At 66.5% G+C, this 13,515-nt stretch carries 10 protein-coding genes; 3 read left to right on the forward strand and 7 right to left on the reverse strand.

Annotated elements, in window-relative coordinates; all coding sequences use genetic code 11:
• Window positions 1-4: 4 nt before the first annotated feature.
• Window positions 5-4,141, forward strand: a complete 4,137-nt coding sequence (locus G3W89_RS07860) for a CheR family methyltransferase (RefSeq protein WP_162573554.1) — start codon at window positions 5-7, stop codon at window positions 4,139-4,141.
• An 81-nt stretch (window positions 4,142-4,222) separates the two neighbouring features.
• Here G3W89_RS07860 and G3W89_RS07865 read toward each other — a convergent pair whose 3' ends face one another.
• A complete protein-coding gene (locus G3W89_RS07865; RefSeq protein ID WP_162573555.1) occupies window positions 4,223-5,947 on the reverse strand; it encodes an N-acyl-D-amino-acid deacylase family protein in 1,725 nt (574 codons plus the stop codon).
• A 19-nt stretch (window positions 5,948-5,966) separates the two neighbouring features.
• Window positions 5,967-6,968, reverse strand: a complete 1,002-nt coding sequence (locus G3W89_RS07870) for a Bug family tripartite tricarboxylate transporter substrate binding protein (RefSeq protein ID WP_162573556.1) — start codon at window positions 6,966-6,968, stop codon at window positions 5,967-5,969.
• Between the two features lie 195 nt (window positions 6,969-7,163).
• Here G3W89_RS07870 and G3W89_RS07875 point away from each other — a divergent pair, with 195 nt between their 5' ends.
• The gene (locus G3W89_RS07875; protein WP_162573557.1) at window positions 7,164-8,207 is read left to right on the forward strand and encodes a LacI family DNA-binding transcriptional regulator; all 1,044 of its coding nucleotides are present in this window, start codon (window positions 7,164-7,166) and stop codon (window positions 8,205-8,207) included.
• Window positions 8,208-8,232: 25 nt separating this feature from the next.
• On the opposite strand, the gene G3W89_RS07880 is transcribed toward G3W89_RS07875, so the two are convergent.
• Together G3W89_RS07880 and G3W89_RS07885 are read right to left on the reverse strand one after the other, a co-directional pair.
• A complete protein-coding gene (locus G3W89_RS07880) occupies window positions 8,233-9,426 on the reverse strand; it encodes an alpha/beta hydrolase family protein (protein WP_162573558.1) in 1,194 nt (397 codons plus the stop codon).
• A gap of 46 nt (window positions 9,427-9,472) precedes the next feature.
• Window positions 9,473-10,357: a class I SAM-dependent methyltransferase gene (locus G3W89_RS07885; RefSeq protein WP_162573559.1), complete on the reverse strand. Its 885-nt coding sequence runs from the start codon at window positions 10,355-10,357 to the stop codon at window positions 9,473-9,475.
• A gap of 304 nt (window positions 10,358-10,661) precedes the next feature.
• Between G3W89_RS07885 and G3W89_RS07890 the strand changes: the two genes are divergently transcribed.
• On the forward strand, window positions 10,662-11,135 hold the full coding sequence (locus tag G3W89_RS07890) for a hypothetical protein (protein ID WP_162573560.1): 474 nt from the start codon (window positions 10,662-10,664) through the stop codon (window positions 11,133-11,135).
• A gap of 48 nt (window positions 11,136-11,183) precedes the next feature.
• Here the strand turns inward: G3W89_RS07890 and G3W89_RS07895 are convergent, their stop codons facing one another.
• Genes G3W89_RS07895 through G3W89_RS07905 form a run of 3 tightly spaced genes read right to left on the reverse strand, consistent with a single transcriptional unit; the run spans window position 11,184 to window position 13,461 of the window.
• On the reverse strand, window positions 11,184-11,624 hold the full coding sequence (locus G3W89_RS07895; protein WP_162573561.1) for a type II 3-dehydroquinate dehydratase: 441 nt from the start codon (window positions 11,622-11,624) through the stop codon (window positions 11,184-11,186).
• A gap of 29 nt (window positions 11,625-11,653) precedes the next feature.
• Window positions 11,654-12,946, reverse strand: a complete 1,293-nt coding sequence (locus tag G3W89_RS07900; protein WP_162573562.1) for a TRAP transporter large permease — start codon at window positions 12,944-12,946, stop codon at window positions 11,654-11,656.
• Between the two features lie 2 nt (window positions 12,947-12,948).
• Window positions 12,949-13,461 carry a TRAP transporter small permease gene (locus G3W89_RS07905; RefSeq protein WP_162573563.1) on the reverse strand — a complete coding sequence of 171 codons (513 nt, stop codon included), beginning with the start codon at window positions 13,459-13,461 and terminating at the stop codon, window positions 12,949-12,951.
• Window positions 13,462-13,515: the final 54 nt, after the last annotated feature.

Genomic DNA, 13,515 nt, shown 5'->3' on the forward strand with positions numbered 1-13,515 from the left:
CTGCATGAATCAGCAGCCGGCGCAGAACGACATCGATTGGAACGTGGTGGACGAGACGCGTCGCTCATCCCTTGAATTTCCCGTGGTCGGAATTGGCGCCTCTGCGGGCGGCATGGCCGCAGCCTTGCAGTTGTTCGAGCGGATGCCCGACGAGCCCGGCATGGCGTTCGTCGTCGTGCTCCACCTGTCGCCTGAACACGAGAGCCATGCGGCCTCCATTCTTCAGCGGGCGACGCGCATGCCCGTGATGCAGGTGTCGCAGACCGGCCCGATCGAGATCAATCACGTCTACGTGATCGCCCCCGCCCTCCACCTGACGATGGACGATGGCAAGCTGGTCGTCGAGAAGCTGGACCGCCCGCGCGGCCGCCCGGTGGCCATCGACCTGTTCTTCCGGACGCTGGCGCAGGCGCATCGGGAGCGTGCCATTGCAGTGGTCCTTTCCGGCACGGGCAGCGATGGCGCGCTGGGCCTGGGGGAAGTGAAGGCGCAAGGGGGCATTTCGCTGGTGCAGGCGCCGACCGATGCCGAGTACGCAGGCATGCCGCGCGCTGCGATCGCCACCGGCCGGGTCGACTTCGTGCTGTCTGCGGCCGAGATACCGGCGAAGCTGATCGAGCTGTGGCAGAACGCCCGCGCCATCGAGCTGCCGCATGCGGCGGAGGCCGGCTTGCAGGCCAGAGAGCCCACCGAGGCCGCGGCAGCCCGTGCCGATGCGGCACTCGACGACGTCATTGCCATCCTCGCAAGTCGCACCGGCAATGACTTCCGGAACTACAAGCGGGGCACCGTCGTGCGGCGTCTGGAGCGCCGGATGCAGGTCACACGCCAGCAGAACCTGGCTGCCTACCGGCAGTATCTCGAGGCCCATCCGCAGGAAACCGCTCACCTGCTGCAGGACATGCTCATCAGCGTCACGAGCTTCTGCCGCGACGCGGATGCCTTCGAGGCGCTGGAGCGAGAGGTCTCGCACGGGCTGTTCCAGCAGCTGCCGGCGGGTGCGCCGCTGCGCGCATGGGTGGTCGGCTGCGCCACCGGCGAAGAGGCCTACTCGGTGGCCATGGTGCTCAACGAAAGCGCTCCGGAGATGGTGCCGCGCCCGTCGATCCAGATCTTCGCGTCCGACATCGACGATCGCGCCCTGGCGATGGCCCGCGCCGGTGTGTATCCGGAGGGCATCGCCGCCGATGTGTCCGGGGCGCGCCTGCGGCAGTTCTTCGACTACGACGGCGGCACCTACAAGGTCAAGAAGGCGTTGCGGGAGCAGATCCTCTTTGCCCGGCACAACGTGCTGCGCGACCCACCCTTCTCGCGCCTCCACCTGATCGCCTGTCGAAACCTGCTGATCTATCTCGAGCGGGACCTGCAGGCCGAAGTGCTCGAGATGTTCCATTTCGCACTGAACCCGGGGGGCCTGCTTTTCCTCGGCAGTGCCGAGTCTGCGGATTCGCTGCCCGAGCACTTCACCGTCGTCGACAAGAAGCGCCGGATCTACAGGGCCAACGCCGTTCGGCTGCGCCGCGGCGACGTGCTGCCCTTGCGCAGCGGGGCATTCCCTGCGCCGGGAGGCACCGCGGAGCGGCCATTGCCATCGGTGGCGGGTCTCACCGTGCTTCATCAAAGGCTGCTCGACGACTGCGACCGCGCCACCGTGGTCATCGATGCCAACCACAAGATCATGCACACGAATCCGGGGGCCGCGCGCTACCTCCGCCATGTGCCGGGCGTTCCCTCGCAGGACCTGCTCGTGGTCGTGCTGCCGGAACTCGCCCTGGCGCTTCGCCCCGCTGTATTGCTGGCGGCGCATTCCGGGCGGCGCGTCGCGGCCAAGCCGGTCACGATCGACGGGGAACAGGGGCGCATCACGCTGCAGATGACGGCGTACGGCAGTCACGATGCAAGCAGGAGCGGCTACATGCTCATTGCGTTCGACGAAGTGGACGCGACCCTTTACCCGAGTGCCGAGACAGGCCCCGGCGCACTCGATCCCGCCTACGCCGTGCTCGAAGCGGAGGTGCTGCGGCTGCAGCGCGAGCTGCAGGGCACCGTGGGCGAATCCGCGAGTTCCGGCGAAGCGCTGCGCGCTTCCAACGAAGAACTGCAGTCGATGAACGAGGAGCTTCGTTCGGCGACGGAAGAACTCGAGACCAGCAAGGAAGAGCTCCAGTCCGTCAACGAGGAACTGACGACCGTCAACTTCGAGCTCAAGCACAAGGTCGAGGAAACAGCCAAGGTCAACGACGACCTGAACAACCTCATCACCTCGATGAACATCGCCACCCTGTTCGTCGACAGGCGAATGCTCATCAAGGGCTTCACGCCGCAGAGCTCCAAGGTCTTCAACGTTCTGGCGACCGACATGGGGCGCCCGCTGAGCGACATCACCCATCACCTCGACTACGCAGACAGCTTTGCAACGGATGTCCGGCATGTGCTGGCGACGCTGCAGCCGGTGGAGCGGGAGGTTGCCTCCATCGATGGCCGCTGGTACCTCATGCGCGTATCGGCCTACCGCACCAACGAGGACCGCATCGACGGCGCCGTGCTCAACTTCATCGACGTGACCGAGCGCCGTGCGGCGCAGGAGCAGGTGCGCGCGCGCGACGAGCGCCTGCGCCTGGTCGCGGAAAGCACCAAGGATTTCGCCGTCATCACGCTCGATGCTGCCGGCCGCGTCACCGGCTGGAACAAGGGGGCCGAGCTGATGTTCGGCTACACCGTGGACGAAGTGGTGGGCGAGCACTTCCGCCGCCTCTTCGTTCCGGAGGATCGCGCCGCCGGCGCGCCCGAGCAGGAGCTGCAGGCTGCCCGCGAGAGCGGTCGAGCGCTCGACGAGCGCTGGCATCTGCGCAAGGACGGCAGCCGCTTCTACTGCAGCGGCATCACGACCCCGCTGGTCGAAGGCAACATCGAAGGGTTCGCCAAGATCGCTCGCGACCTGACCGAGCGCCGCCTGCTGGAGCGCCAGCGCGAGGACCTGCTAGATGCCGAGAAGGTGGTGCGCGCCCAGCTCGAGGCGGCGCATGCCCTGCGCAACGAGTTCCTGGCCGTGATGTCGCACGAGCTCAAGAATCCGCTGAACCTCATCATGATGAGCGCGGAGCTGATCGGGCGCTCGCCGGAAGTCCAGGCCGTGCCGAGGTTGTCGCGAACGGTCGACACCATCCGGCGCGCGATCCAGGGGCAGTCGCAGATCATCGATGACCTGCTCGACCTCTCGCGCCTGCAGACCGGCAAGCTCACGCTGAGCCGTTCGGCCGTGAAATGGCGGCCCATCATCGAGCGGATCGCCGATGCATTGCGCACGGATGCGCAGGCGAAGCAGCTGTCCCTCACCGTGGAAACCGAGGACCTCGCGATCTTCGCGGACGTGGTGCGTGTCGAGCAGATCTTCTGGAACCTGGCGAGCAATGCGCTGAAGTTCACGCCGCCCGGTGGCTCGGTCCACGTGCGCCTGACCCGCGACGGCCCCTGGGCTCTCCTGGAAGTGCAGGACACGGGGCGCGGCATCGAGCCCGGCTTTCTCGACCGCGTGTTCGACATGTTCCAGCAGGCGGACCACAACCCCTCCACCCGGCGCGAAGGCGGTCTCGGTATCGGCCTGGCGCTGGTCAAGAGCTTGGCGGAGCTGCATGGCGGCAGCGTCCAGGCCGAATCGAAAGGGCCGGGCCAAGGGGCTGTTTTCCGCGTGCGGCTTCCCTTGCTGGAAGGCGCGCTGAGCGACGACAGGCCCGACTTCCAGCTGGTGTCGCGCCAGGCCCTGAATGGGCGGCGCATCCTGCTGGTGGACGACGACGTCGCCACGCTGGAAACACTCGGCGAGCTGCTGACCGCCGAGGGCGCGAAAGTCACGACCGCCATGAGCGCCTACGCGGCGTGGGAGCAGGCGCAGAACGGCAACTTCGATCTCCTGGTCTCCGACATCGGCATGCCCGGCATGGACGGACTCGAGCTCATCACGCGGCTGCGCCAGCTGCCGAAGGCAGCACACTGGCCGGCGATCGCTGTCACCGGTTTCGGGCGGCCCGAGGATGCGCAGAAGTCCAGGGCCGCGGGCTTCGACCTGCACCTGACCAAGCCTGTATCGCTCGACACCTTGAGCGAGGCGCTGGTGAGGTTGGCGAAGCTGGGGCGGAGCTAGCAGGCCGTGGTCGCCGCCCTCATCGTGATTGACTGCCTCAGTCCGACCCCCTCGCCGACCAGATAGGCCAGTGGGCCAGGGCTACGCCAGCGCCTGCGGCCCGCGTATCAGCCCGCCCGGCAGCGCACCGGTAGCCTGTCCGTTTTCCATGATCGTCTCGCCGCGCTTCAGCGTGGCGCGATAACCCTCGGCGGTCTGCACGAGGCGCCGTCCGCCTGCCGGCAGGTCGAAGGCCACATACGGCGGCGGCAGCCGGAGGCGGTCGAAGTCGATGATGTTGATGTCCGCCAGGTACCCCGGGGCGAGCAGGCCTCGGTCTCGCAAGCCGTAGATGGCCGCCGTGTCGCGGGTCTGTCGCTGGACCATCAGTTCGAGCGGAAGCGTCGGCCCGCGGCGGCGGTCGCGCGCCCAGTGCGTCAGCATGTAGGTCGGCATGCTCACGTCGCAGATGTAGCCGCAGTGCGCACCGCCATCGGCGAGGCTCATCATCGTGCGCGGATGCTGCAGCTGCGTGTGCAGCTGGCTCAGGTCGTTGTAGGCGTAGTTGAAGCTCGGAAAGTAGATGATCCCGCGGCCCTCGTCGGCCATCAGCATGTCGTACGCCACCTCGAGCGGCACGCGGCGCTCGCGTTCGGCAATGGCGGCGATGCTGCACTCCGCCGGCGGTTCGTAGTCGGGCTCGCTGCCGAGCGCGTACATCTTCTGGAAGCTCTGGGTCAGGTAGGCGAGGCGCGTGTCGTACTTGGCGGCGCCCATCAGCGTGTCCATGTCGGTGAGCTGCGCACGCACCTGCGGGTCGCGCAGCCGGGCCAGCTTCTCGGGCCAGGGCAGCGGCGCGATCTGCTGCCACAGCGGATGCGACATGAACGGGTGCGTGGACCCCAGCCAGGCCATGAGGATGCCGGCCGGCCGCCCGGCCACCGCGCCATAAAGCGGGATGCCGGCCTTGTGCGTTTCGTCGAGCGTCGCCAGCAGTCGGGCCCAGGTGTCGGGCGTCTGGTCGGTCTGCACCAGCGCGAAGGCCACCGGCAGCCGGTTGTCGCGCGCCACTTCGGCGAGCCAGGGCACCTCCGTCTCCATCTGGTAATGGTTGGAGGTCATCTGGAACACGCCGTGGCCGACTTCGCCCAGCGTGCGCGCCAGGCCGAGGATCTCGTCCGGCGATGCGAAGGTGCCCGGCGGGTACTTGCGGCCGTCGTACTTGTGGATGATGGTGCGGCTGGTCGACAGGCCCAGCGCACCGGCGCGCAGGCCCTCGCGCGCAAGCGCCACCATCGCGCGGATGTCGTCCTGCGTTGCCTCGTCGTGCGTCACGCCGCGCTCGCCCATCACGTAGGCGCGCAGTGCCGAATGCGGGATCTGCGCGCCCACGTCGAGCGCGCGCGGCATGCGCTCCAGCGCATCGAGGTACTCGGGGAAGCTCTCCCAGTCCCAGCGGATGCCCTCGGCCAGCACGGTGCCGGGGATGTCCTCCACGCCTTCCATCACGCTGATCAGCCACTCGCGGCGATCGGGCTTGACCGGCGCGAAGCCGACGCCGCAGTTGCCCATGACCACGCTGGTCACGCCGTGATCGGTCGACGGGCTGAGGTAAGGGTCCCAGGTGGCCTGGCCGTCGTAGTGCGTGTGCACGTCGACCCAGCCTGGCGTGACGATGGCGCCGTCTGCATCGATGGTGCGCCGCGCCGGGCCCAGCTTGTCGCCGATCTCGGCAATGCGGCCGCCGGCGATGCCGATGTCGGCCTGCCGTTGCGGCGCGCCACTGCCGTCGACCAGGGTGCCGCCGCGGATGAGGGTATCGAACATGGATGTGGGTCTCTTTCTTTCAGTCGAGCTTGATGTTGGCGCTGCGGATGACCTCGCCCCATCGCTCGCTGTCGCTCTTCACGATGGACGCGAACTCGGGGCCGCTCACGCCCGAGGGCTCGTTGCCCTGCGCCTCGATGAGCTTGAGCATCTCGGGCATGCGCGCGACCTTGGCCAGGAGCGAGCTCACCTGCTTCGCGAGCGCCGGGTTCATCTGGCCCGGACCGAAGATCGCCTGCCAGCCCACGATGTCGAGCCCCTTCACGCCCTGCTCGGAGATGGTGGGCAGGTCCGGCAAGACCGAGACGCGCGTCGGCGTTGCAGCGCCAATGCCCTTGGCCTTGCCGGCCTTGATCAGTGCCACGGCGCTCGCGGTGCCGTCGAAGTACAGGTGCACGTCGCCCGCAACCAGGGCCCGCGAGGCATCGGCCGTTCCCTTGTAGGGCACGTGGACCATTCGCGTGCCGGTGCGCATCTGCAGCAGCTCGCCATTGAGGTGCGAGGTGGAACCGGCGGAGTAGGAGGCGTAGTTCAGCTTGCCCGGGTTGGCGCGCGCATAGGCCACCAGTTCCTGCACGTTGTTCACCGGTGCGGACGGGTTCGCGATCAGCACCGTCGCCGACTTCACCATCTGTGCCAGCGGCGTGAAATCGCGCACCGGGTCGTAGGGCAGCTTCGCGTACAGGTGCGGGTTCTGCGTGTGCGTGATGACGATGGTGTAGAGCAGCGTGTGGCCGTCGGCCGGCGCGCGTGCCACCTCTTGCGCGCCGATGAAGGTGCCGGCGCCGGGCTTGTTGTCCACGATCACCGGATGCCCGCCGAGTTCGTCCCCCATCAGCTTGGCGATCACGCGCGCGGTCGTGTCCGAGCCGGAGCCTGCCGGGAACGGCACGATGATGCGGATCGGCTTGCCGGCGATCGGCCAGGCCGGCTGGGCCAGGGCTGGCAATGCGAGCGCGGCCCCGGCGGCGAGCGCGCCTTGGAGCAGCAGGCGGCGTGAGGAAGAGGAACTGGTTTTCATCGAAAGTCTCCGGAAAGTAGGGCCCAAAAGGCAGGGCTCCAGCGCTAATGCAAGCGCTTGCACTAAGCTTACGACGATGCGGCGCCGAGTGTCCACTAGGGGATTTCCCTCATCCTGGCCAGCAAACGGGCGCGAGCTGCGTCACGCTGGCTGCAACCGCTTGCAACTTCGTATGATCGTCATCACCCCGCACCCATGCCGAACTCCTCCCGCTCTTCGCCCGGCCCTGTTGAATCAAGCGCCCGCTCGGCCTCGCTGGCCGATGTAGCGGCACTCGCGGGCGTGTCCACCGGCACCGTTTCCCGCGCGCTGTCGAAGCCCGAGATGATCAGCGAGGCCACCCGGGCGCGCGTGACGGCGGCGGCCGATCGGCTCGGGTACGTGGTGAATGGAGCCGCCCGCGCGCTCGCGATGCGGCGCACGAAGACCATCGGCGCGGTCGTGCCACGCTTCGGCAGTTCTTCTTTCCCGGCCATGATCCAGGCGCTCGAGGCCACGCTGGCAGAGCAGGGCTACACGCTGCTGCTGGCGGCACCGGAGGGCCGGCGCGAGCAGGAGCCGGCCATCCTGCGGGCGATGCTGGAGCGCGGCGTCGATGCGGTGGCGCTGCTGGGGGCCGACCAGCCGCCGGCCATCCTGTCGATGCTCGCCGCCAATCGAACTCCCTTCGTGCAGATGTGGGCGCCGCCCGGATCGGGCAGCGACGCCGTGGGCTTCGACGAGCACGCGGCCGGTGCGCACGTCGTCGCGCACCTGGCTGCCCTCGGACACAAGCGCATCGGCTTCGTCGGCGGCAACAGCAAAGACAGCGAGCGTGCCCGCCACCGCTTCGAGGGCGTGGCCCTGGCGTTGGCGCGGCATGACATGGCGCTCGACGAGCGCGCCATCATCGAGACGGAGTACGGCTTTGCGGAAGGCTTCGCCGCCATGCAGGCGATCCTCGCGCGACGCACGCCTGTCACGGCGATGGTCTTCGGTACCGACTACCTGGCGGCCGGCGCGCTCGCCGCACTCGACCAGGGCGGCATCGCGGTGCCGAAGAAGCTCTCGGTGGCCAGCTTCAACGACAACGACTTCGCGGCCTACCTGCATCCGCCGCTCACCACCGTGCGCCTGCCCATCCGCGAGATCGGCGAATCAGCGGGTCGGCTGCTGTTGTCGCGACTCGCGGGCCAGCACTTCGAGCCGCCGCCACTGCGCGTCGAGTTGATCGTGCGGGCCAGCACCGGGCCGGCCTGAACACGGCCCTGCGTGGAGGGCCCTGTCAATGGCGCGAACTTCCCCCAAACTGCCGCGTCAGGAAGTCCATTGCCGGGCGAGTGTCGAACTCGTGCTTTGCGACGAACTCGTGAGCCTCGAAACGATCGGCCGCGCCGACTGTCGCATAGCGAGACGCCGCTTCCGCTGCAGCCTTGCGCGCGCCTGCCACGGCGAAGAGCGGGTCCTGTGTGCCGAACTGGACAAAGAACGGCCTGGGCGCCACGAGCGCCGCGAGTTCCGGGTCGCGCCACAGCGCAACACTGCGGTCGAATCGCCAGTCGATGTAGCCGTAGGGCTCGGCTTGGCGGAGCACCGCTTCGCGATCGTTAAAGTAGCCCATCACAATCAAAGCACGGATGCGAGGTTCCAGGGCAGCGGTGTGCAAGGCATAGAAGCCGCCGTACGAAAAGCCCATCATGGCGATGCGTGCCGGATCGATGTCGTCACGCTGCTGCTCGATGGCATCCAGCGTGCGCACCAGCTTCGCAATCTCGATGGACAGCAGCGAGGTGCCGCTTTGGCGCGCACGCATCGTCAGCCGGTAGCGAAAGTCGTCGTCGTTGTCGGGGCCGTAGAACACGAAGGTTGGCAACCAGACCGCAAACCCCCGCGCGAGCGGCTCCCAAGCCAGATCGCGCGCCGAACGTGTCGCCATGCGCACATCGGCCGCCCCTGCAGCCGGCGCGCCGTGCCTGCCCGGAGCGGCAATGATCAAGGGCAGCCGTTCTTCCGCGCGGGCCGACTTCGGCCGCGCATAGATCCCGCTCGCATGCAGCCCGGGTAGCACGGGGATGCGCCACTCGCTGTATCTGGCGAGTTCGTCCTCGCCGAGCGGGTGCTCTTCTATCTTTCCAACCCGGCTGCCATCGAACCTCGGCGGTGGAAAGTCCAGACTGTGGCGCAGTTGCGCCCGAGCCGCCTCGAGGTCCGTCGCGGATGAATCAGAGGCCTGGGATCGGGCTGTCGCCTGGGAGCGCCGCGCCTGCTCGGCAAGTGTCGCCCGGTGCTGCGCCAGGTACTCGTCGATCTCGCGCCCTTGTTCAACCATGCGCTCGATCACCTGGTCGCGCGGGGCCGTGGTCGTGGCAGGTGCTGTGCGCAAGGACACCTGCTCGGCGATTCGCCGCATGACAACCCAGCACAACTCGTAGATCGGGCGCGCAAACCAGGACCATGCCAACAGTGCCAGCACCAGCACGGCCCAGTATTGCGTGCGCATGCGTGACCTCAGCCTATGACCCGCTTCAAGCGACAGCAACCTTGCGCTTGTGCGCCACGCACATCAGCGACAGCGCACTTTCTGCTGCTTTCGGATCTCGGCCCGACAAGAAATTGCCCACGCGGTACTTGAACTCGGCCCGGCCCCATTGTCCTTGCAGTGCTTCGGCACCGATCTCATGGTTGTGCCTGTAGACCTGGACGTCGAAACCCAAGGGCTCGAGGGTTTCGCGAAACAGGGCTTCCGTCACGCCGTCGCCGGGCCGGTGGTGGATCTCCGTCCTGAGCCCGCAAGCCTGCTGGAAGCCCGTCTTGTGGAAGCCGTGGCCGATCAGCCGGTAGATGACCAGCCTGGCGTCCCACATGAACTTGGCCAGGCCCTTGAAATCCCACGCGGAAAGCTGCGGATCATGGTCAGTCACCAGCGCGCCGCCGGGTTTCAAGATCCTGGCTCCCTCGCGAAGCACGGCGCGCATATCTTCGCAATGGTGAATGGACGCGTTGATCGCAACGATGTCGGCGAAGTCGGACTTGAGCGGAACCTGCGCGGCATCTGCGCGCAGTGCCACATAGCCGTTGCGTGCCGCAAGCTCGAGCGATCCCTCGGCCACGTCGACCCCGATCAGGAAAGCCGGCTTGCCGCCAAGGGTAGCGAAGACATTGCCGGGACCGCAGCCAAGGTCGACCACCACCTTGCCCGTCCAATCGCCTCCGGCGGCGAGCCATCGCTGTCGAAAATGCTCACTGCGATGGCAGTAGTCCAGATACTCCTGGGCCCATTGCGGGTTGCTGAAGTAGTGGGCGTTGGCCTTGATCGCTTCCGATGGTTCCGGCATGGGAAACTGGTAATGCGCCCCCTTGCGGGAGATCTGGGTCCCAGGCAGAAGCCAGTCGTCAAGACGATGTTCCATGCTGTTGTCCTCGGGCAGCTACGCCTCGGTTTTCGTCCGACTGTACGAGGATTCCGTTCGTTTGGGTAACTAAAGTACTATTGGCGACGGCCTTCCATCCATGGGCCCATGATCCAAAGCGCTAACGCGATCCGCGGCTGCAGCCTGCATGCCGCGGGCGAGCCGGACGCGGTAGGCATCCAGAATTACCTTGCATGTCAGCCGTGCGCTGCGCCTCTTGCAGGCACTGCGGCGGCTGTCGCTCCCGCTGCCGGCAGCAAGCTCTTCGCCGTGCACACTAGGCTCTCCATCTTCTGACCATTCCATGACAGAACAGACCTCCCCCATTCAGGAAGCCACTCTCTGGAGCGACGAGCGCTGGACGGCGCGCGTGATCAAGAACGAAGACGATGACGGCTGGGCCGTCTCGATGACGCGCCAAGGCGACCCTGAGCCGGCGCTGATCGGCCCCTGGACGATGGGCCGCGACAAGAAAAATCCCAAGCCGCTCGATGCGCCGGCCTTCCATACATTGGTCAAGACGGCCGCCGAGGTACTGCGACGGCACGAGCAGCAGCTGCATGCCCAGCTCAACAAGAGCGTGAGTGTCGGCGCCGGATCGGAGCGCATCCGCGTCTCGCTCCAGATCGTGCCGGACGAGGACAACCCGCATGCCCTGCTGCGCGCGAACGACGAGTTCGGCGCTCAACTGGGCGAGGTGCGCGTAGCGCCAGGCTTCAAGCTCAATGCAGAGAGCGCGGCGGCCTGGATCGAGGGCGGTTTCCAGAAGCCACGCTGAAGTGGAACTCGCTTCGAACCTCGGCAGCCGTACCCAGGTATCTGCGGATCAGGTCGTGCCGGCAAGCATCGCCAGTGTTGCCTTGATCGCTGCCCGGTATCCGCCAGGTCCGAGGCCAGCGATCACCGCGGTGGCCACCTTGGACATCAACGAGTGGTGGTACATCTCTTCGCGGCGATGAATGTTGGAGATGTGGACCTCGATGATCGGACCCGGAAACATCTTGAGGGCATCCATGATGGCCATCGAAGTGAACGAATAGGCCGCCGGGTTGATGATGATTGCGCTGCCCTCGTCGATGGCCTCGTGAATCCAGTCGATCAACTGCGTCTCGCTGTTGGACTGGCGGAACTCCAGGGCGACAGGTCCGGCTTCGTCGCGGCACATGGCTTCGATCTCGACGAGCGTGGTCTTGCCGTAGATCGCCGGCTCACGCTTGCCCAGACGATTGAGATTCGGGCCATTCAGGATGAAAAGTGGCTTGGTCATGGGGGGTACGCTTTCAACAGGGGACAGACTCAGCCCTTGTAGCCCATCACGCGTGGGAGCCACAGGACGGTTTCAGGCACGAGCGTGATGATCGCCAGCACGACGATGGCCATGCCGATGAAGGGCAAGCCCTCGCGCACCACGGTCATCAGCGGCTGCTTGGTCATGTTCGCGACCACGAACAGCAGCAAGCCGAAGGGCGGCGTGAGCAGGCCGATCATGATGTTGACCACCACGACCACGCCGAAGTGCACCGTATCGATGCCGAGCAGCTTCGCCGCCGGAATCAGGATCGGGACGATGATGAGCAGGATGGTGGAGCCTTCGAGCAGGCAGCCGAGGACCAGCAGGATCGCGTTCACGAGCAGCAGGTAGGCCAGCGGCGTCAGGTGAAAGCCGCTGATGAACTGCTGCACCGAGAGTGGAACCTGCTCGATCGTCACCACGTAGTTGAAGACCAGCGCGCCGGCGATCAGCATGCCGACCGATGTCGTTGAACGAGCGCTGCCGAGCAGCACGTTGTAGAGCTGCCGCCAGCTCATCGAGCGATAGATCAGCGCAGAAGCCAGCAGCGCGTAGGCTGCTGCGGCCGCGGCGCCTTCGGTTGGCGTCATGACGCCGCCGTAGATGCCGAACAACAGCACCACGGGCAGCATCAGGGCAGGCAACGCGTCGAGTGTGATGCGCGGAATCTCGCGCATCGGAACCGGAGGCTCGACGGGGTAGTTGCGACGCCGGGCGATGAATGCGTTGGTGACCATGAAGGCCAGGCCCAGCAGCAGGCCGGGCATGACCCCGCCGAGGAAGAGATAGCCGATCGACGTGTCCGACACCAGCGCGTAGATCACCATCGGGATCGACGGCGGAATGATCGGGCCGATGACGGCCGCCGAAGCGGTGATCGCGCCGGCATAGGCGACCGGGTAGCCGTTGCGCGTCATCATCCCGATGATCACCTTGCCGATGCCGACGGCATCGGCGATGGCCGAGCCGGACATCCCCGCGAAGATGATGTTGGCGACCACGTTGACGTGGCCCAGGCCGCCGCGGAACCGTCCGACCAGGAGCAGGCAGAACCTGAGCAGTCGATCGGTCAGGCTGCCGCTGTTCATGAGCTCGGCCGCGAGGATGAACAAGGGCACCGCCAGCAGCACGTAGCTGTTGAAGAGGCCGTTGAGGATCTGTTCGGCGGCAGTGCCCACGTCGAGCCCGGCGAGGAGCAGGTAGAAGATCGAGGCGCCGATCATCGACAGGCCGATCGGCAGGCCGAGGACCGCCAACCCGACCAGGACGACGATGCAGAGCGTGAAGTGGCTGGGCATGTTCAGGTCGCGTCGTCGGCCATGCTGCCGGCTTCGGGCGCTGCGCCTTTGATGGCGTCCCAGGCGAGGACGGCGTGCTTCACGACGATGGCCAGCGCGAAGATCACGTAGACCGAATAGAGGATGTCGAATCGCATGTGAAGGTAGGCAGTGCTCTCGCGCTTCATGAAAGTCACGTAGCTCCAGGAGGCGGGCAGCGAGATGAGAAACAGCACGACGATCGCGATGCTGGAGAGCGCGGTAAAGGCTCGCCGGGTGCCCGGAGAGACCGCAGTGCAGACGATGTCGAACCGGATCTCGTCGGCGTCCGACAGCACGAACGCGGCGCACCAGAGCACGGCCCACACCCAGCAGAGCACGGTCACCTCGTCGGTCCACCCCAGGGGCTGGTTGAGCAGGTAGCGAAACCCGATCTGCAGCAGGAACGAGACGAACATGAGCGCCATGAGCGCTACGGCCACGTCGTTCGCGCGCCTGCGCAACCACGAGCCCGCCGGGCGAAGTCGATTCATCATCGTCTGGGTTTCCTGCTGTTGCCGGCGTGCGCCACCGGTCATCGAGTCGAAAGT

This window comes from Variovorax sp. PBL-H6 (assembly GCF_901827155.1).
GTDB lineage: Bacteria > Pseudomonadota > Gammaproteobacteria > Burkholderiales > Burkholderiaceae_C > Variovorax.